The following is an 18,295-nucleotide window of genomic DNA, read 5'->3' as shown; positions in this document are numbered from 1 at the left end:
GGATGGTGAACGACGGTGCGGGCGAGGGCGAGGGCGAGGGCGAGGGCAAGGGCGAGGGCTGGCTGGGCGTCGACCTGGGCACGCAGAGCGTCCGCGTGCTGCTCGTCACCGCCGACGGCACGGTCCTCGGCAGCGGCTCGGCCCCGCTGACGGGGCGGCGGGACGGCGTGCGGCACGAGCAGGACCCGTTGCTCTGGTGGGCGGCCCTGTGCGACGCGTCCCGGGCGGCCCTGCGCACCGCGCCCCCGGGCCTGCCGATCGGCGGACTCGCGGTGTGCGGCACGTCCGGCACGGTCCTGCTGACGGACGGCTCGGGCCGGCCGGTCGGCCCCGCGCTGATGTACGACGACGGGCGGGCGAAGGCCCAGGCCGCGCGGGCCCGCGAGGCGGGGCTCGCGGTGCAGGACACCTGGGCGCTGCCGAAGGCGCTGTGGCTGCTGGGCGAGTACGGCGGAGCCTCGCTGCGCCTGACCCACCAGCCCGACCTGATCGTCTCCCGGCTCACGGGCGAGCCGCCCCCGGCCGACTCCAGCCATGCCCTGAAGACGGGCTACGACCTGGAGCGCGACCGCTGGCCGGAGGCCGCCCTGGCCGAACTGGGCGCGCCCGGCGACCTGTTCCCGGACGTCGTCCGCCCGGGGACGCGCCTCGGCGAGGTCGGCCGGCGCGCCGCCGACGCCACCGGCATCCCGGCCGGCACCCCGGTCTTCGCGGGGATGACCGACGGCTGCGCCGCCCAGATCGCGTCCGGCGCGCTGCGGCCCGGCTCCTGGAACTCCGTGCTCGGCACCACGCTCGTGCTGAAGGGCGCCGCCCGCGACCCGGTCCGCGACCCCACCGGCGTGGTCTACAACCACCGTGCCCCGGACGGCACCTGGCTGCCCGGCGGGGCGTCGAGCGTCGGGGCCGGGGCGCTCGCGGCGCACTTCCCGGAGGCCGACCCGGCCGAGATGGACGCACCGGCCATGGCGTTCGAGCCGTCGCGCGTGATCGCCTACCCGCTCGTCTCGCCGGGGGAGCGGTTCCCGTTCCGGGCACCCCGGGCGACCCCGTTCGTCCTGGGCGATCCCGCGGAGGACGCCGAGCTGTGGGCCGCGCTGCTCCAGGGCGTCGGCTTCACCGAACGCCTGTGCCTGGACTACCTGCACCACCTCGGCGCCCCCCTGGACGGCCCGCTCACCTTCACCGGCGGCGGCGCCCGCAGCCCGTACTGGAACCAGCTGCGCGCCGACATCCTGGGCCGCCCGGCCCGCGTCCCCGAACAGACCGAACCGGCCCTGGGCATGGCGGCGCTGGCCGCGTACGGAGCGTCCGGGACGGGCGTGCTCGCGGACGTCACCGCACGGATGGTCCGTGTCCGGACCGTCGTAGAACCCCGCCCCGGGCGCACCGCGGTCTTCGCCGAGCCGTACGCGCGTCTCGTCGACGCCCTGCGGGACCGCGGCTGGCTGCCCGGCCCGGTGGCCGCGCACGCGCACGGCCGGCTGAACCGGGATACTTCCGCCTCATGAGTACGACCCTCCTGCTGGTCCGCCACGGACAGACCGTCTGGCACGCCGAGAACCGCTACGCCGGCATCAGCGACATCGACCTCACCGACACCGGCCGCACCCAGGCCGACGCCCTCGGCCGCTGGGCCGCCGCCCACCCCGTGGACGCGGTCTGGACGTCCCCGCTGTCGCGAGCCGTGGCCACCGCCGAGCCCGCCTGCCGCGCCCTCGGCCTCACCGCCCAGAGCGAACCCCACCTGCGCGAATGCGACTTCGGGGTGCTCGAAGGCCGTACGCTCGCCGAGTTCGAGGCCGAGGACCCCGAGTGGGCCGCGGCCTACCGGGCCGACCCGGTGGAGCACTCCTTTCCCGGTGCCGAGGACCCGCTGGCCGCGGCGGCCCGCGGCGTGCGGGCCCTGCGGGACATCGCCGCCGCCCACCCCGGCGAACGCGTCCTGGTCGTCGCCCACAACACCCTGCTGCGGCTGGTGCTGTGCACCCTGCTGTCGATCCCGGTGAGCGAGTACCGCAGAGTGCTCCCGCGGTTGCGGAACGCGGCGATCAGCGAACTGCGCATGAACACCGACGGTTCCGCCGCACTCCTCTCACTCAATGTGCCGTGCGAGGCTCATGTGCCGTAGCACTATGGGCACATGACGCAGATCGACACATCGGTGCCGCACTCGGCCCGGATCTGGAACTACTGGCTGGGCGGCAAGGACAACTACCCGGTGGACGAGGCGGCCGGTGACGCGTACACCGCCGTCTTCCCCGGCATCGTCACCATCGCCCGCAGCAGCCGCGCCTTCCTGGGCCGCAGCATCCGCTACCTCGTCCAGGAGGCCGGCGTACGGCAGTTCCTCGACGTCGGCACCGGCCTGCCGACCGTCGACAACACCCACGAGGTCGCCCAGCGGCTCGCCCCGGACGCGCGGATCGTCTACGTGGACAACGACCCGCTGGTCCTCGCGCACGCCCGCGCCCTGCTCACCTCCGCCCCCGAGGGCGCGACGGCCTACGAGCCCATCAGCCTCTTCGAGCCCGAGGAGATCCTCGCGGCCGCCGGCAAGACCCTCGACCTCACCCGTCCCACCGCCCTGATCCTCAGCGGCATCCTGGGCCACGTGGCCGACTACGACCAGGCCCGCGACCTGGTCCGCCGCCTCCTGGCCGGTCTCGCCCCGGGCAGCCACCTCTCCCTCAACGAGGGCTCCCGCGGCACGGATCCGGCCTATGAGCAGGCCCAGGACGCTTACAACGAGACGGGCGCGGTCCCGTACTTCCTGCGGCCGGTCGAGCAGATCGAGGCGTTCTTCGAGGGCCTGGAGCTGGTGGAACCGGGCGTGGTCTCGGTGCCGCTGTGGCATCCCGAGCCGGGCGCCCCCACGGACCCGATCGGCCAGCACGGCGGCTTGGGCCGCAAGCCGTAGCACGCCCATGGGAAACCCCCGCGAGTCACGTCCTCGCGGGGGCTTCCTTTCTTCCGCCTGCCGTGCGTGAAGGGTGAGAAGACGATCACGAGGCAGGACGCTTCACGGCCTCAGGGGGCCAGCAGCAGCACATCCGCCCGGGACTTGGCGGCCTCGTAACGCCGGGCCACGTCCTGCCAGTTGACGACCTGCCACATCGCCTCGATGAAGTCGACCTTCTGGTTCTTGTACTGCAGGTAGAAGGCGTGTTCCCAGGCGTCGAAGACCAGGATCGGGGTGGCGCCCTGGCCGACGTTGCCCTGGTGGTCGTAGACCTGCTCCACGATCAGCCGCCCGCTCAGCGGCTCGTGGGCGAGCACGCCCCAGCCCGAACCCTGCGTGGTCGCGGAGGCCTTGGTCAGCTGGGCCTTGAAGCCGGCGAACGACCCGAACGACTCGACGATGGCGTCGGCGAGCTCCCCCACACCGTCGGCGGCCAGCGGCTCACCGCCACCGTCCTTCGGGCCGGTCATGTTCTGCCAATAGATGCTGTGCAGGATGTGCCCGGACAGGTGGAAGGCCAGGTTCTTCTCCAGCCCGTTGACCGCCCCCCACGTCTCCTTGTCCCGCGCCTCGGCCAGCTGCTCCAGCGTGTCGTTGGCGCCCTTCACATAGGCGGCGTGGTGCTTGTCGTGGTGCAGCTCGATGATCTCGGGGCTGATCACGGGGGCGAGCGCGGAGTAGTCGTAGGGCAGTTCAGGCAGCGTGTAGACGGGCATGGGCGGGATCCCCTCCGGACCTCTTATTGCAACTAGCTTGCAACTGCACGCTAGCAGCAGGAGGGTGCCGGTGGGTGGTCCGGGCATGCGAAAGGCCCCCGCGTGTGTCGCGGGGGCCTTCGGCGGTGGTTCTCCTACTGCTTGGCGCGGGCCTTCTGCCACCCGTACCCGATGGCCGCCAGGACCAGGATCATCCCGCCCGTCGAGTACAGCTGCACCCGCGTGTCCGGCTCCCGGGCCATCAGGACGAAGACCGCGGCCATGCCGGCCAGGGCGACCCAGGTCAGCCAGGGGAACGCCCACATGCGCACGGCCAGCTTCTCGGGCGCCTCACGCTCCAGGCGGCGGCGTAGGCGCAGCTGGGAGACGGCGATGAAGATCCAGACGGCCAGGATGACCGCGCCGATCATGTTCAGCAGCCAGGCGAAGACGTCGTCGGGCCGCCAGTAGCTCAGCAGCACGCACAGGAACCCGAAGACGGAGGACGCCAGCACGGCGATCCGCGGCACCCCGCCCGAGACCCGGCCCAGCCCCTTCGGGCCCTGCCCGCGCTCCACCAGCGAGTAGGCGATGCGGGAGGCGCCGTAGACGTTGGCGTTCATGGCGGACAGCAGGGCCACCAGGACGACCACGTTCATCAGCTGGCCGGCGCCGGGGATGCCGAGCTCGTCGAGGGCGGCGACGTACGGGCCCTTCTCGACGACCTCCTTGGAGTCCCAGGGGACGAGCGTGACGATGACGGCCATCGAGCCGATGTAGAACAGCGCGATGCGCCACATCGCGGTGCGGACCGCGCTCGCGACGCCCTTGACGGGGTTCTCCGACTCGGCCGCCGCGATGGTGACCGTCTCCAGGCCGCCGTAGGCGAAGACCGAGGCGAGCAGGCCGATGACCAGGCCCTCACCGCCGTTCGGCAGGAAGTCGGTCAGGTGGCTCACGCCGGGCGAGTCCGTGCCGGGCAGGACACCCGCGATCGCCAGGACGCCGAGCACCAGGAACAGGGTGATCGCGCCGACCTTCAGCGCCGCGAACCAGAACTCGAACTCGCCGAAGTTCTTCACGGCGGCCAGGTTCGTGCCGCAGAAGACCACCATGAACAGCGCCACCCACGCCCACTCCGGCGTACCCGGCAGCCAGCCGCTGACGATCTTCGCGGCGCCGATGCCCTCCAGGCCGACGGCCGTGCACAGCAGCACCCAGAACGACCAGCCGGCGGTGAATCCCGCCCAGGGGCCGATCGCCCGCTCGGCGTGCGCCGAGAACGACCCCGACGACGGATACGCGGCCGACATCTCGCCGAGCATCCGCATCACCAGCATCACGAGGGCGCCGGAGAGGGCGTAGGCGACCACGATCGACGGACCGGCCGCGGCGATACCGGCGCCGGAGCCGACGAACAGACCGGCCCCGATCACCCCGCCGAGGGCGATCATCGACAGGTGGCGCTGCTTCAGGCCATGGGAGAGGGAGACGTCGTCCGCGCTGGGCGGCGTCCCCGTGGTGGTGCTGCTGGGCATGGGCGCGGCTCGTCCTATGCGTGAGAGGCGTACGAGGGCAAAAACGCCGCCAGTCTCGGATGCCTCTCCGCCGGACGAAGAGGCATCCCACCATGTGGACGGAAGCGTCGCTCTGTGTGGCTAGGCGGCGACCGGCGTGTAGTGCGAGGCGTCGCCCTCGATGACGTAGCTCTCCTTACCCTCGATCCCGACGGGGATGTCCCCCGCGACCGTGACCCGGTGCAGGCGGCGCGGCAGGCCGTCGTAGTTGTCGATGGCGTAGTGCTGGGTGATGCGGTTGTCGAACAGGACGAGCTGGTTCGGCGACCAGCGGTGGCGCAGGATGTTCTCCGGCCGGGTGACGTACGCCTGGAGCAGATCGAGGATCTTGCGGGACTCGCCCGGCGACAGACCCACGATCCGCTGCGCGAAGCCGCCGATGAACAGGCCGCGCTCGCCCGTCAGCGGATGCACGCGGACCACCGGGTGGACCGTGCGGTACTTGATGGAGGTGAACTGGGCGCGCCGGGCGGCCTGCTCCTCGTCGATCTCCTCGTCCGGGACGGCGTAGTCGTAGTCGTTGGTGTGCTCGGCCCACAGGCTGTCGGCGAGGTTCCGCAGCGACTCGGGCAGGCTGCGGTAGGCGGCGGCCGAGCTGGCGATCAGCGTCTCGCCGCCGTACGGCGGGACCGTGATGCTGCGCAGGGTGCTGGCCTGCGGCGGGTTGAGGACGAAGGTGACGTCGGTGTGCCAATTGTTGGCGGCCCGGCCCCGCTCGCTGTCGACGGGCAGGACATTCGGGGCGCCGTTCACGGCCGACACCGTCGGGTGGGCGGTGGTGATGTCGCCGAAGTGGCGGGCGAAGGCCTGCTGGCCGGCGTCGTCGAGGCCCTCAGCGTCGAAGACCAGGGTCTTGTGGGCGTTGAGCGCCTCGCGCAGGGCGGTGTAGGTCTCCTGGCCGAGGGGTTTGGTGATGTCCACGCCCTCGACGCGGGCGCCGATGTTCGCGGTGACCTTGTGGATCTCGATGGCCATGACGGGTTCCTTCCGGACGAGAGGGATCAGCCGAGGGGGATCAGACGAGGGCGGGGGCGGGGGCGGCGACGTGCTGGTTGGCGGGGCGCGGGAGGCCGTAGCGCTCTCGCAGGGTGCGGCGGGCGCCGCCGTACTCGGTGCGGAGCAGACCGCGGGCTCGCAGGAGCGGGACGACGTGGTCGACGAAGACCTCCAGGCCGGACGGCAGCACCGCGGGCATGATGTTGAAGCCGTCCGCGGCGCCCGACTCGAACCACAGCTCGATGGTGTCGGCGACCTGCTCGGGCGTCCCGGCGAAGGTGAGGTGCCCGCGCCCGCCGCCCAGCCGCCCGATCAGCTGCCGCACGGTGAGCCGGTCACGCCGGGCCAGCTCCACGACGAGCGTGTAGCGGCTCTTGGCGCCCTCGATGGCGCTCTCCGGCGGCAGGTCGGCGGGGAGCGGGCCGTCCAGTTCCAGGGTGCCGGGGGCGAGTTGCAGCAGCCGCTCCAGGCGGTCCACGCCGTGCGCGTGCACGATGTGGTCCTCCAGGAGCCGCTCGTTCGCCAGCGCCTCGGCCTCCGTGGAGCCGATCACCGGGACGATGCCCGGCAGCACCTTGATGTGGTCGGCGTCCCGGCCGGCCGCGACGGCCCGGGACTTGAGGTCGGCGTAGAAGGCCCGGGCGTCCTCGACGGTCTGCTGCGCGGTGAACACCGCCTCCGCGTACCGCGCGGCGAACCGCTTGCCGTCCTCGGAGGAGCCGGCCTGCACGAGCAGGGGGTAACCCTGAGGCGTGCGCGGCACGTTGAGCGCTCCCTCGACGCTGAAGTACCGGCCCTGGTGCCGGGGCGGGTGGATCTTCGCGTCGTCGCCCCACACGCCCGCCGCCTTGTCGGCGACGATCACGTCGTCCTCCCAGCTGTCCCACAGCTTCAGCGCCACGTCGAGGAACTCGGCGGCCCGGGCGTACCGCTCCGCGTGCGCCGGCTCGGCGTCCAGACCGAAATTACGGGCGGCCTCGGCACCGGCGGTCGTGACGATGTTCCAGCCCGCCCGCCCGCCGCTGAGGTGGTCCAGCGTGGCGAACTTCCGGGCCAGGTTGTACGGCGAGTTGTACGAGGTGGAGGCCGTGGCGATCAGGCCGATGTGCTCGGTCGCCGTCGCCAGCGCCGTCAGCAGCGTGATCGGCTCCAGCGCCCCGGCGGGCCGCTGTGCGAGGCTGTTCCACAGCTGCGGACCGTCGGCGAGGAACAGCGAGTCGAAGGTGCCGCGCTCGGCGATCCGCGCGAGCCGTACGTAGTGGGCCAGGTCCACATGCGCGTACGGGTCGCTCTCCGGCAGCCGCCACGACGCCTCGTGGTGGCCGGTGTTCATCAGGAACGCGTTGAGGTGCAGCTGTCTGCCGGTCATCGATGGTCCTCCGTGACACCGAGCGCGGCCAGCAGCCGCTCCCGGTACTCGCCGAGCAGGGGGTCGCGGTACGACCGCGGGTGCGCGCGGTCGACGGTGAGGTCGAGGCCGATCCGGCCGTTCTCCAGGACGAGCACCCGGTCGGCGAGCACGATCGCCTCGTCCACGTCGTGGGTGACCAGCAGCACCGAGGGCCGGTGGCGCTCCCACAGCTCCCTCAGCAGGCCGTGCATCCGGATCCGGGTGAGCGCGTCCAGCGCCCCGAACGGCTCGTCGGCCAGCAGCAGTTCCGGCTCGCGCACCAGGGACCGGGCCAGGGCGGCCCGCTGGGCCTCCCCGCCGGACAGCTGGCCCGGCCAGGCCCGCTCGCGGCCCTTCAGCCCCACCTCTTCCAGCGCCTCACGGCCCTTGCGCCCGGCGTCCTTGCCCTCCGCGCCGAGCAGCACGTTGTCGAGCACGCGCCGCCAGGGCAGCAGCCGGGAGTCCTGGAAGACCACCGACACCCGCTCGGGGGCGGTGAGCTGACCGGAGCCCGTGACGCCGTGGTCGAGTCCGGCGATCGCCCGCAGCAGCGTGCTCTTGCCGGAGCCGCTGTGCCCGAGCAGGGCCGTCAGCTGCCCGGCGGGCAGATCGAGGTCGATGCCGTCGAGGACCGTGCGCCCGTCGAACGACCTGGTCAGGCCGCGCAGTTGGACGGCGGGCCGGGTCAGCTGCTCAGTGTGCGGCGCCATGACAGCACCCTCCGTTCGACGATACGGACCGCGCTGTCGGAGAGGAGGCCGAAGACGCCGTAGACGACCAGGCCGACGAGGATGACGTCCGTCTGGCCGTAGTTCTGCGCCTGGAACATCATGTAGCCGAGGCCGCTGGTGGCGTTGATCTGCTCCAGCACCACCAGGCCCAGCCAGGAGCCGGTGACGCCGAGCCGCAGTCCGACGAAGAAGCCGGGCAGGGCGCCGGGGACGACGACCTGCCGGATGAACTGGTACTTCGACAGGCCTTGGACTTCGGCGAGTTCGACGAAGCGGCTGTCGATGCCGGACAGCGCGGCGTGCGTGTTGAGGTAGATCGGGATGTAGACGACGATCGCGATGATGGCGATCTTGAAGGTCTCCCCGATGCCCAGCCACAGGATGAACAGCGGGATCAGACCGAGGGTGGGGATCGCCCGGTTGAGGTTGACCGTCCCGTCGATCAGGGCCTCACCGGTCCGGGTCAGCCCGGACGCCAGCGCCAGCAGGATCCCCACGGCCAGACCGATCGAGAAACCGGTGGCCGCGCGCTGCAGGGAGGTCAGGATGTCGTCCGGCAGCGTGCCCGCGGTCCACAGCCGGCTGCCGGTCTCCAGCACCGTCCAGGGCGCCGGGATCGCGCCCGTGTCGAGCACCCCGGCGGCGGAGGAGACGCTCCACAGCACGAGGACGGCCGCGGGCCCGATGAGCCGGGTGGCGGGCAGCCGCTTGCCGGGAGCGAGCCGCCGGCGCCTGCGCACCTGGTGCGTCCCCTCCACCGGGGCGAGCGCCACGCGAGCCTGCGCGGTCGTGTGCGTCGTGTGCGTCGTGTGCGTCGTCGTGGTCACGGCGGTCACCTCCGGTACTCCGCGGGCACGGCCTTGGCCGCGAGGGACTCGAAGCGGTGGTCGAAGAGCTCGGAGACGTCGAACTTCTTCACGAAGCCGCCCTCCGCGAGCAGATCGGCGGTCTCCTGCTCCCACCTGATGGCCTCGTCCCAGCGGGGCGGGAACAGTGGCTTGTTGGCCAACGCGGTGATGGCCTTCGCCTGGGGGAGCGTCAGGTTCTGCGTCCCGACGTAGAACTGCTCGTTCCACTCGTCGGGGTGCTCGTAGGCCCACACCTGGCCCTTCGCCCAGTACGGGATGTACGCGGCGATCGCGGCGGCCTTCGCCTCGTCGTTCAGCACCGAGACCGGCGCCCACAACAGGTTGAGCAGGTCCACCACGTCCGTGGTGATGGTGCGGGCCGACTTGTACTGCGCCAGATACGCCGGTGCCTGGGTGTTGGCGAGCGGGGCGATGTCCACCTGCCCGGACTGCAGAGCCGTGAGGAACTGGTTGCTGGTCAGCGGCACCAGCTCCACGTCGTCGTACGCCAGCCCGGCCTGCTTCAGCGCCCGCAGCAGGACCACGCCCTGCGCCTGGCCCTGCGAGAAGGCGAGCCGCTTGCCCTTGAAACCGGCGACCGTACGGATGTCGCTGCCCGGCTTGGTGGCGAACAGGTAGTTGGGCTTCCGGGTGATGTTGATCGCGACGATCTTCGCGTCGAAGCCCTGATAGTGCGCCTGGATCGGCGGAATACCCGCGTTGTTGGCGACCTCCAGGGACTTCGCGCGGAAGGCGTTGATGACATCGGGACCCGCGCCGATGTTCAGCCAGTCGGCGACCTTGAACGGCAGATCCCGGAATCCGGCCAGCTTGAACTGGAGTTGCTGCGCGTTCTGGTACGAGGCGATCTTCAGGCTCGTACCGGCGGGCACCTTGGAGGCCAGGGGAGCGTCGGAGGCCTCTTCGGCGGCGGCACTGCTGTCCGCGCAGCCGCTCAGTCCGGCCGCCGCGGCCGTCACGCCGAGCAGTGAGGTCAGGAACAGACGCCGGTCGAGACCGGGCAGGGGAGGAGAGGACATGGGAGGACTCCCTGGGTATGGAAGGCGGCACGGCACGCGGAATTCCGGACAGGAATAACCAGGCAGGGGAATTCACGTGAATTTCACACGGGGAAGAAGAAGGCGCTCCGTGAACGGGCGCCTGGGCGCGTCAACGGGTCAGCAACAGAGAGTGCGACAGCTCGTGAGCGGGGTCATGAACAGGATGTTCCTGGTCATCGGCCCGTCCTGTCAACATTCCGAGTTTCTGAATTAAATAGCCTCAGGTGACGCGGCCAGCGGATCGCGGTAGAGAACGTCGAGCGCCACCGCCCCGCCGGCCACGGCCAGTACGGAATCCGTGAAACTGATCGGTGAGACGGTCGCGGCGCGATCCGCTCCGACCTCTTCCCGCAGCGCTGCCAGACAGTCCGCCCGGTGCATGGCCCCGATCTCCGTCACGACCACCCGCTCGGGGTTGAGCACGTCCTGCAGGAGCCCGACCGCGCGACCCACCCGCCGCGACCGCTCCCGCAGCAGCCGCCCCGCCACCGGGTCACCGGCCGCCGCGGCCGTGACCACGTGCATCGGGTTCACCCCGTCGACGACCCCCGCCTCCCGGGCCAGCCGGCACAGCGTCCGCTCGCTCAACTCGACCTGGAGGCAGCCCACCCGGCCGCACGCGCAGGGCTCCGTGCCGCCCGGCACCGGCAGATGGGCGATCGCCCCCGCCTGCGAGCGCGGCCCGTGGTGCACCTCGTCATGGGTGGCGAACGCCGAGTCGACCACATTGCCCGCGAACAGATGCAGCACACTGCGGCTGCCCCGCGCCCGCCCGAACAACCGCTCCGCGTTCACCAACGCCCGTGCGTGCCCGTCGACATGCACCGGCAGTCCGGTACGCGCCCCGAGTACGTTCCGCACCTGCACCTCGCGCCAGCCGAGCAGTTGATGCTCCACGACGGTGCCCGAGTCCCGGTCCACCCAGCCGCCCGCCGCGAACCCGACGCCCAGCGCCCTGCTGCGGGGAGCGCCGGCGAGCAGCGCCGCCAGCGCGTCGGCGGCCCGGCCCAGCACCCGCGCGGGATCGGTGCCCAAGTGCTTCACCTCGCTGCGGGCCACCACCCGCCCGCGCAGGTCCAGCAGCGCGACCGTGGTGTACGGCACCGCAACATGCACCCCGCCCACCACGAACCGGGTGTCGTCCAGGTCGACCGGCAGATGCGGCCGTCCCACGCCCTTGGACCGCCGCAGCACGGCGGATTCGCGGATGAGCCCCAACTCGCTGAAGCGGGCGCAGTAGTCGGTCACCGACGCCGGCGACAGGCCGGTCAGCCGGGCGATGGTGCTGCGCGCGACCGGCCCGTGCTCCAGCACGGACCGCAGGACGACGCTCGCGCTGGTGCGGCGCCGGTCGCTGTCGGCGACACGGGGGATGGGGGACGTCAGAAGGGGAGCCGCGGTACGGGGCATGGGAATCTTCCTGGAGGCCGGTCCGACACTGCGCCGTTTCGATCGGCGAGCCGGATCCCTCCGCCTCGCCTCACCGAGGGCGGCGACAGGTGGCCGCGCCCTGGCGTCGCAGGTCGACGTAGCGACGCGACGAGAAGTACCGGGCCTGGGCAACCATGTCCGCGACGCTAGCAAAACGGCCCCGGGCTGCCCAGACGGCGACCGACGGGCGAGACAGCGCAGTCGGTGCCTTTGGGGGAAACCTACAGACGCCCGATCTCCGGCTCCCGTGGCGCACGGCACCCCATCACCGTGACCGGCATCACGCCTGACTCGCTGTAACCCGCACCCTTTGTTCGAAGCCGACCAACGGCCGGTCCACGCCTTTGTGGACGGCTGACGGTGATCGGGGCGAGGGCGCTGGGATAGCGTCACGGTGTCCCGACCGGCCCTCACCTCGCGGAGTCCCCATGAGCACCGCCGCCGCCACACCGTCCCGCACCGGACAGGTCCTCGCCGACCTGCTTCCCTCCTCCCGAGTCCGGGACGCGGCCCTCGTGCTCGGCGGCGCCGCGCTCACCGGCCTCGCCGCCCAGATCTCCGTGCCCGTGCCGGGCTCCCCGGTACCGGTGACCGGCCAGACCTTCGCCGCGCTGCTCGTCGGCACGTCCCTCGGAGCCGGCCGCGGCTTCCTGGCGCTCGCGCTGTACGCCGTGGCGGGCATCGCCGGCGTGCCGTGGTTCGCGCAGGGCACCTCGGGCGTCGCCCCCTCCTTCGGCTACATCCTCGGCATGATCCTCGCCTCCACCGTCGTCGGCGCCCTGGCCCGCCGCGGCGCCGACCGCTCGGTGCTGCGCATGGCCGGCACGATGCTGGTGGGCGAGGCGATCATCTACGCCGTCGGTGTGCCCTACCTGGCCCTCGCCACCGGCATGTCCGCCACCGCCGCGATCGCGGCCGGCCTCACGCCGTTCCTCATCGGCGACGCCCTGAAGGCGGCGCTGGCCATGGGCGCCTTGCCGACGGCCTGGAAGTTCGCGAACAAGCGCTGACACCGCAGGCGTTGCCGAGCGCCGACAGCGTTGGTGTTGCCGAGCGCCGACAGCGTAGGTGTTGCCGAGAGGCCCGTCGGGGGCACGATGCCCCCGGCGGGCCTCTCGGCGTACGAGCTGACGCGACAGGCGGCCGATTCAGCCCTCCTGGGCCGCCGGCCGCCGCCGTTGCGACCACCACATTCCGGCCACGCCCGCCGCGACCAGCGACGCGCCGGCCGCGCCGAGCGGCAGCAGATCACGGGCCGGACCGGTCTTCGGCAGTTCCTTGCCGCCCGGGCCCGCCGGTTCGTTGTCGGTGCCGAGCAGCAGGGGCGTGGCGGGGGCGTCCGGCGACGGGTTGCTCGTGCCGAACGGCACCGGTCCCTGCTGCCAGAAGGTCTTCGTCCCGTCACTCGTCTGCACCGGCAGACAGATCTTCCCGGTCTTGCCGAGGTCGTACGTCGCGTCGACGGCGTACGACTTCGACTTACCGGCCGCGAGATTGTCGATCGGGCATGCGAATCCGCTGTTCGAACCTTCCGGAAGTCCCTTGTCGGGTATCGCCGAACACCCCTCGACGCCCTTGACGACAAGCCCGTCGAAACCGACGACCAAGAGCCTGATTTTCCCGCTGTCCTTGCTCCCCTCGTTCTTCACCGTGGCGGTGATCGCCGTCTTTTCGGAACCGTTGTCGACCGAGATCTTCCCGGGCAGCGTCGTGGTGAGCTTCACCCCGGCCGGCGCCGCGTCAACCGCCTTTCCCCCCTTGCCGCTTGCGGGCCCTTCGTCCTCCGCGCCGGCCGTACCGGAAAGGATCATCACCGCCGAGAAAGATGCCATGACCAGCGATCCGGCGACCGCTGTCGTACGACGAGAACTCATGTTCGTCCCCCTTGCGTCCCCCTGGACTGCGCCTGAATTCGCAGCACTGAAAGAGGTACCACAAGATTTCCCCGCACTATCCTGGTACGGCACGAAGTGTGACCGTTGTGTTTCACTGGAGCCGGTCACGGCGTCGTGGAGGGGGTGCAGCGAATTGCCGGGGAATGCGAACAGCGGCGGTGTTCCAGGGGTATTGGTGACGGGGCGCTATCGGTTGGTCGAGAGTATCGGCCAGGGGGGAATGGGGCGGGTGTGGCGAGCCGCCGACGAAATACTCGACCGGCCGGTCGCGGTCAAGGAAATGCGGATAGACGGTCTCGACGCGGAGGACAGCGGGACCCGCCGTGAACGGACCCTGCGCGAGGCCAGGGCCACGGCACGGATCGACCACCCCAACGTCGTACGGGTCTACGACGTGGTCGACGAGGGCGAACGCCTTTGGATCGTCATGGAGTTGGTGGCGGGCCGCTCCCTCGAACGGATCCTCGCGGAGACGGGCCCGCTGAGCCCCGGCGAGACGGCCCGCATCGGACTCGGTCTGGTCGCGGCGCTGCGGCAGGTGCACGAACGCGGCGTACTGCACCGCGACATCAAGCCCGGAAACGTACTCGTGGAGCACGCGGACGGCGTGGCCGGATCCGGACGCGGCGACGGCACCGGTTCCGGCCCCGGACGGCGCGTCGTCCTCACGGACTTCGGCATCGCGGCGATCCAGGACGCCAAGGCCCTCACGATGGTCGGCATGCTGGTCGGCTCGCCCGACTACATGGCCCCCGAGCGCATCTCCGGCCGCCCCCAGGGCCCACCGTCCGACATCTGGTCCCTAGGCGCGACTCTCTGCGCGGCTCTGGGCGGCCGCTCCCCGTTCTCCCGCGACACCACACTGGCGACCCTGCACGCGGTCCTGTACGAGGAGCCGGAACTCCCCGCCGCGTCGGGTCCGTTGCGGGACATCCTGACGTCCCTGCTGGCCAAGGAGCCGTCGGCCCGCCCGGACCTGGAGGCTCTGCAGACGGCATTGGAGCCGGTGGCGTACCTGGCGGATGAGGGGCCCGCGCCCCGTCCGGAGCCCGCGCCCCCTCTTGAGCCCGCGCCCCCTCCGGCGCCCGCCCCTGACCTGCCGGCCTCCCTCGGCGGACGACCAGCGGCCCCGGAGCCGCAGTCGCGGACACCCCTGCCCGCACCGGCGCCCGAATCACCCACCCCCGCCTACCTTCTCGCGCCCCCGGACCCCCGCAGCCCGGCCTCCGCCCGGGAGCCGCACCAGCACCCACACCCCGCACCCGTGAAGACGTCCGCGAGTTCTCAGACCCCCGTCTCCCTCATCCGCGCACAGGCGGAGACCGAGCGCCGCCCCCAACCCACCCCTCTGCCGATGCCGCCGGGCGAACTCCCCGGGCCGGCCGTCCCGGTCACTCCCCGCGCACACCCGCACCCCCGTCGCCGTCGCCGTACGGCGCTCACGGCCGCGGCGGCCACCCTCGCCACCGCGGGCACCGTCGCGGGGATCCTGCTGGCGACGTCGTCCGGCTCACCCGGCGACGGTGACGAGACTCCCCGCGCGGGTTCCTCGGCGTCCGCGCCGGCCACCACCGGGGACACCACTGGAGCCACCTCCGGGGTCACTCCCGGCGACACCACTCCCTCACCCACCGTCGAGGGCACGACCAGGCCGCGGACCCTCCCGCCCGGTACGCACCGGGAGGCCGGTGGGTTCGCCTGGGCGACACCCGACGGCTGGCGGCGGGACGTGAAGACGGGTGCGGAAGTGCACTACACCTCCCCCGACGGGTCCCAGGAGCTGGTCGGCAAGTCCTCCCTGGCCCGCGGCGACCTGCTGGAGACCTGGCAGACCTCGGAACGCAACGCCCACCAGGGCCAGGACTACCGCAAGATCCGCCTGGAGGAGACCACGTTCCGCGGCCACCCGGCGGTGGTCTGGGAGTACACGTTCACGCTGAAGGGCGTCCACTGGCACGCCCATCTGCTCGGCTTCAACGTGACCGGCAAGTCGTACCAGGTCAACACGTGGTACGAGGCAGGGATCGAGCAGGCGGCACTCGCCACCTACGAGCAGGTCAGGGACGGTTTCACGGTGCTGTAGGCGGCAGCCGCAGGCACGCGGGGGCAAACGGAAGGGGCCTGCGGCACGCGCGGCGGCACGCACCACAGGCCCCCGTCCACGACGAACGGCGAGCGGCCGGAGGATCAGCCGGCCGACACCTCGCTCCGCTCCTCACCCTCGGCCTGCGGAACCTCGGCGGCCGGACGGCCCCCGCGCAGCCCCTTCTTCACGAAGGCGATGACGAGCACCACGGCCGCGACGAGCAGCGACAGCAGGATGGTCTGGCGTCCGTCGTGCTCGGTGTCGGTGAGCATGTAGCCGAGGATGAACACGATCAGCGCGGCGGTCGCCCAGGTCAGGTACGGATACAGCCACATCTTCACGACGAGCTTCTCGGGCGCCTCGGCCTTGATGATCTTCCGCATGCGCAGCTGGGAGAAGCAGATCACCAGCCACACGAACAGCGCGACCGCGCCGCTGGAGTTCACGAGGAAGAGGAAGACGGAGTCCGGGAACTTGTAGTTGAAGAACACGGCCACGAAGCCGAAGGCGACCGATGCGAGGATCGCCGTGCGCGGCACGCCGTTGGAGGTCGTGCGGGCGAAGGACTTCGGTGCGTCGCCGCGCCGGCCGAGGGAGAAGGCCATGCGGGAGGCGGTGTAGAGGCCGGAGTTCAGGCAGGACAGCACCGAGGTCAGCACGATGAAGTTCATGATCTGACCGGCGTGCGCGATGCCGAGGGAGTCCAGCGCGGCGACGTAGGAGCCGTCCTTGGTGATGGACTTGCTGTCCCACGGCAGCAGGCACACGACCACGGCGATCGAGCCGAGGTAGAAGACGGCGACACGCCAGATGATGCTGTTGGTGGCCTTGGTGACGGCCTGCTGCGGGTTCTCGGACTCACCGGCGGCCAGGGTGGCGATCTCGCTGCCCATGAAGGAGAAGACGACGAGCAGCACACCGGTGAGGATGGCGCCGGCCCCGTTGGGCAGGAAGCCGCCGTGCGCGGTCAGGTTGCTCACCCCGGCCTGCTCGCTGTCCACGCCGGGCAGCAGCCCGAACACGGCCAGTCCGCCGATGACGATGAACGCGGCGATCGCGACGACCTTGATGCCCGCGAACCAGAACTCGAACTCGCCGTAGGAGCCGACGGAGACCAGGTTGGTGGCGGTCAGCACCAGCATCACGATCAGGGCCCAGCCCCACTGGGGCACGGCCGGTATCCAGCCCTCCAGGATCACCGCACCGGCGGTCGCCTCGACCGCCAGCACGACGACCCAGAAGAACCAGTACAGCCAGCCGATGGAGAAACCGGCCCAGGACCCCAGGGCCCGGTCGGCGTGCGCGGAGAAGGAACCCGAGGTGGGGTTGGCGGCCGACATCTCACCGAGCATCCGCATCACCAGCACCACGAGCGTGCCGACGAGTGCGTACGACAGCAGGATGCCGGGCCCGGCGGTGGCGATACCGGAGCTGGACCCCACGAAGAGGCCGGCGCCGATGACACCGCCGATGGCGATCATCGAAAGATGCCGGTTCTTGAGCCCGGCCTGCAGCCCGGAGCCCTCGGCTCCGGGTTCTCCGGGCCCTCCGGGGTCGTTTCCGGTCTTGTTCAGAGTCGGCTGCGAGGTCATGGAACGGATTTCCTTTGCGCCGGGGAGCTGTACTTCCGTACGAAACGCACGAGCCGCACGAACGGGGTGTTTCGCGGCATGGCGGTGCACGGGGGGCTCGCACGAGCGGTGTACGAGCCGGTCCAGTGAATCGGAGGTGAACGTCTAGGAGAACCTTTGAATCCAGATTGTTACTTGAGGTTTTCCTGAGGTTCCGTAATGGGGCTCACATTCGCCTCAGGTTTTTGTGAGCGCCACCCCGCGCGCCTTCCCCGAAACACCCGTGTCACACTCGTCCCATGCGCGTGTACCTCGGCTCGGACCATGCGGGCTACGAACTCAAGAACCACCTCGTCGAGTGGCTGAAGGCGGCGGGTCACGACCCCGTCGACTGCGGCCCGCACATCTACGACGCCCAGGACGACTACCCGCCCTTCTGCCTCCGCGCAGCGGAGCGCACGGCCGCGGACCCCGACGCCCTCGGCGTCGTCATCGGCGGCTCGGGCAACGGCGAGCAGATCGCCGCGAACAAGGTCAAGGGCGTCCGCGCGGCCCTCGCCTGGAGCGAGGAGACGGCGTCCCTGGGCCGCCAGCACAACAACGCGAACGTCGTCGCGGTGGGCGCGCGCATGCACTCGCAGGACGAGGCGACGAAGTTCGTGGAGACCTTCCTCGGCACCCCGTTCTCCGGTGACGAACGCCACATCCGCCGCATCGACATGCTGTCGTCCTACGAAACGACCGGCGACCTGCCCCCCATCCCCCCGCACCACCCACAGCAGTAACCCCCGGCCCCGAGAGGCTCCGACAGCGGAGCCTCAGGGCCGACCGGAGGGGCCGGGCAAGCCGAAAGAGGGCACGGCAAAGCCCCGCAGGCCACAAGGACAAAGCCCCGAAGCGACCCGGGACGGAGATCCCCAGAGGGTGCGGGGACGGACTGCCGGAGGGTGCGGGGACGGCCCGCCGGAGGGTGCGGGGACGGACCGCCGGAGGGTGCGGGGACGGACCGCCGGAGGGTGCGGGGACGGCCCGCCGGAGGGTGCGGGCACGGC

The 18,295-nt window shown here is 71.3% G+C and carries 16 protein-coding genes; 6 read left to right on the top strand and 10 right to left on the bottom strand.

Features of this window, described 5'->3' with window-relative positions:
- The first annotated feature begins 2 nt into the window (after nucleotides 1-2).
- From ACFY5B_RS04010 to ACFY5B_RS04000, 3 genes are read left to right on the top strand one after another with little or no spacing between them, the layout of a single operon-like run.
- Nucleotides 3-1,511, top strand: coding sequence for an FGGY-family carbohydrate kinase (locus tag ACFY5B_RS04010; protein WP_389964116.1), 1,509 nt, complete (start codon nucleotides 3-5; stop codon nucleotides 1,509-1,511).
- The gene (locus ACFY5B_RS04005) at nucleotides 1,508-2,131 is read left to right on the top strand and encodes a histidine phosphatase family protein (protein WP_389964113.1); all 624 of its coding nucleotides are present in this window, start codon (nucleotides 1,508-1,510) and stop codon (nucleotides 2,129-2,131) included. Before ACFY5B_RS04010 ends, ACFY5B_RS04005 begins: the two co-directional genes overlap by 4 nt.
- Before the next feature lie 12 nt (nucleotides 2,132-2,143).
- Nucleotides 2,144-2,920, top strand: coding sequence for an SAM-dependent methyltransferase (locus tag ACFY5B_RS04000; RefSeq protein WP_389964110.1), 777 nt, complete (start codon nucleotides 2,144-2,146; stop codon nucleotides 2,918-2,920).
- Between the two features lie 110 nt (nucleotides 2,921-3,030).
- Here the strand turns inward: ACFY5B_RS04000 and ACFY5B_RS03995 are convergent, their stop codons facing one another.
- The 8 genes from ACFY5B_RS03995 to ACFY5B_RS03960 form a co-directional block, all read right to left on the bottom strand.
- Entirely contained in the window at nucleotides 3,031-3,678 is a 648-nt protein-coding gene (locus tag ACFY5B_RS03995; protein ID WP_389964107.1) for a superoxide dismutase, read from the bottom strand.
- 134 nt (nucleotides 3,679-3,812) lie between these two features.
- The gene (locus ACFY5B_RS03990; protein ID WP_389964104.1) at nucleotides 3,813-5,195 is read right to left on the bottom strand and encodes an amino acid permease; all 1,383 of its coding nucleotides are present in this window, start codon (nucleotides 5,193-5,195) and stop codon (nucleotides 3,813-3,815) included.
- A 120-nt stretch (nucleotides 5,196-5,315) separates the two neighbouring features.
- Nucleotides 5,316-6,209: a TauD/TfdA dioxygenase family protein gene (locus tag ACFY5B_RS03985; RefSeq protein ID WP_389964101.1), complete on the bottom strand. Its 894-nt coding sequence runs from the start codon at nucleotides 6,207-6,209 to the stop codon at nucleotides 5,316-5,318.
- Nucleotides 6,210-6,249: 40 nt separating this feature from the next.
- A complete protein-coding gene (locus ACFY5B_RS03980; protein ID WP_389964098.1) occupies nucleotides 6,250-7,599 on the bottom strand; it encodes an LLM class flavin-dependent oxidoreductase in 1,350 nt (449 codons plus the stop codon).
- A complete protein-coding gene (locus ACFY5B_RS03975; RefSeq protein WP_389964095.1) occupies nucleotides 7,596-8,330 on the bottom strand; it encodes an ABC transporter ATP-binding protein in 735 nt (244 codons plus the stop codon). The genes ACFY5B_RS03980 and ACFY5B_RS03975 overlap by 4 nt, the downstream gene beginning before the upstream one ends.
- A complete protein-coding gene (locus ACFY5B_RS03970; RefSeq protein ID WP_389964091.1) occupies nucleotides 8,306-9,187 on the bottom strand; it encodes an ABC transporter permease in 882 nt (293 codons plus the stop codon). Before ACFY5B_RS03970 ends, ACFY5B_RS03975 begins: the two co-directional genes overlap by 25 nt.
- A complete protein-coding gene (locus tag ACFY5B_RS03965) occupies nucleotides 9,184-10,239 on the bottom strand; it encodes an ABC transporter substrate-binding protein (RefSeq protein WP_389964088.1) in 1,056 nt (351 codons plus the stop codon). Before ACFY5B_RS03965 ends, ACFY5B_RS03970 begins: the two co-directional genes overlap by 4 nt.
- Before the next feature lie 231 nt (nucleotides 10,240-10,470).
- Nucleotides 10,471-11,670, bottom strand: a complete 1,200-nt coding sequence (locus tag ACFY5B_RS03960; RefSeq protein WP_389964085.1) for an ROK family protein — start codon at nucleotides 11,668-11,670, stop codon at nucleotides 10,471-10,473.
- Nucleotides 11,671-12,119: 449 nt separating this feature from the next.
- Here ACFY5B_RS03960 and ACFY5B_RS03955 point away from each other — a divergent pair, with 449 nt between their 5' ends.
- Nucleotides 12,120-12,701 carry a biotin transporter BioY gene (locus ACFY5B_RS03955; RefSeq protein WP_389964082.1) on the top strand — a complete coding sequence of 194 codons (582 nt, stop codon included), beginning with the start codon at nucleotides 12,120-12,122 and terminating at the stop codon, nucleotides 12,699-12,701.
- Between the two features lie 138 nt (nucleotides 12,702-12,839).
- On the opposite strand, the gene ACFY5B_RS03950 is transcribed toward ACFY5B_RS03955, so the two are convergent.
- Nucleotides 12,840-13,565: a hypothetical protein gene (locus ACFY5B_RS03950; protein ID WP_389964079.1), complete on the bottom strand. Its 726-nt coding sequence runs from the start codon at nucleotides 13,563-13,565 to the stop codon at nucleotides 12,840-12,842.
- Between the two features lie 196 nt (nucleotides 13,566-13,761).
- On the opposite strand from ACFY5B_RS03950, the gene ACFY5B_RS03945 reads away from it, so the two are divergent.
- Complete coding sequence (locus ACFY5B_RS03945) at nucleotides 13,762-15,669, top strand: protein kinase (protein ID WP_389964076.1); 1,908 nt, start codon at nucleotides 13,762-13,764, stop codon at nucleotides 15,667-15,669.
- A 104-nt stretch (nucleotides 15,670-15,773) separates the two neighbouring features.
- Here the strand turns inward: ACFY5B_RS03945 and ACFY5B_RS03940 are convergent, their stop codons facing one another.
- Complete coding sequence (locus tag ACFY5B_RS03940) at nucleotides 15,774-17,264, bottom strand: amino acid permease (protein ID WP_389964073.1); 1,491 nt, start codon at nucleotides 17,262-17,264, stop codon at nucleotides 15,774-15,776.
- A 278-nt stretch (nucleotides 17,265-17,542) separates the two neighbouring features.
- Here ACFY5B_RS03940 and ACFY5B_RS03935 point away from each other — a divergent pair, with 278 nt between their 5' ends.
- Nucleotides 17,543-18,028, top strand: a complete 486-nt coding sequence (locus ACFY5B_RS03935) for a ribose-5-phosphate isomerase (RefSeq protein ID WP_344453552.1) — start codon at nucleotides 17,543-17,545, stop codon at nucleotides 18,026-18,028.
- The last annotated feature ends 267 nt before the right edge of the window (nucleotides 18,029-18,295 follow it).

Source organism: Streptomyces sp. NPDC013187 (assembly GCF_042899705.1).
Classification (GTDB): domain Bacteria; phylum Actinomycetota; class Actinomycetes; order Streptomycetales; family Streptomycetaceae; genus Streptomyces; species Streptomyces hawaiiensis_A.
Note: the sequence above shows the minus strand (reverse complement) of the source record. Positions and strands in the feature narration are given on the sequence as shown.

What these genes read in the sequence shown, in the direction of transcription:
- ACFY5B_RS04010 (WP_389964116.1), top strand. Translation starts at nt 3, where the DNA reads ATGGTGAACGACGGTGCGGGCGAGGGCGAGGGCGAGGGCGAGGGCAAG.
- ACFY5B_RS04005 (WP_389964113.1), top strand. Translation starts at nt 1,508, where the DNA reads ATGAGTACGACCCTCCTGCTGGTCCGCCACGGACAGACCGTCTGGCAC.
- ACFY5B_RS04000 (WP_389964110.1), top strand. Translation starts at nt 2,144, where the DNA reads ATGACGCAGATCGACACATCGGTGCCGCACTCGGCCCGGATCTGGAAC.
- ACFY5B_RS03995 (WP_389964107.1), bottom strand. Translation starts at nt 3,678, where the DNA reads ATGCCCGTCTACACGCTGCCTGAACTGCCCTACGACTACTCCGCGCTC.
- ACFY5B_RS03990 (WP_389964104.1), bottom strand. Translation starts at nt 5,195, where the DNA reads ATGCCCAGCAGCACCACCACGGGGACGCCGCCCAGCGCGGACGACGTC.
- ACFY5B_RS03985 (WP_389964101.1), bottom strand. Translation starts at nt 6,209, where the DNA reads ATGGCCATCGAGATCCACAAGGTCACCGCGAACATCGGCGCCCGCGTC.
- ACFY5B_RS03980 (WP_389964098.1), bottom strand. Translation starts at nt 7,599, where the DNA reads ATGACCGGCAGACAGCTGCACCTCAACGCGTTCCTGATGAACACCGGC.
- ACFY5B_RS03975 (WP_389964095.1), bottom strand. Translation starts at nt 8,330, where the DNA reads ATGGCGCCGCACACTGAGCAGCTGACCCGGCCCGCCGTCCAACTGCGC.
- ACFY5B_RS03965 (WP_389964088.1), bottom strand. Translation starts at nt 10,239, where the DNA reads ATGTCCTCTCCTCCCCTGCCCGGTCTCGACCGGCGTCTGTTCCTGACC.
- ACFY5B_RS03960 (WP_389964085.1), bottom strand. Translation starts at nt 11,670, where the DNA reads ATGCCCCGTACCGCGGCTCCCCTTCTGACGTCCCCCATCCCCCGTGTC.
- ACFY5B_RS03955 (WP_389964082.1), top strand. Translation starts at nt 12,120, where the DNA reads ATGAGCACCGCCGCCGCCACACCGTCCCGCACCGGACAGGTCCTCGCC.
- ACFY5B_RS03950 (WP_389964079.1), bottom strand. Translation starts at nt 13,565, where the DNA reads ATGAGTTCTCGTCGTACGACAGCGGTCGCCGGATCGCTGGTCATGGCA.
- ACFY5B_RS03940 (WP_389964073.1), bottom strand. Translation starts at nt 17,264, where the DNA reads ATGACCTCGCAGCCGACTCTGAACAAGACCGGAAACGACCCCGGAGGG.
- ACFY5B_RS03935 (WP_344453552.1), top strand. Translation starts at nt 17,543, where the DNA reads ATGCGCGTGTACCTCGGCTCGGACCATGCGGGCTACGAACTCAAGAAC.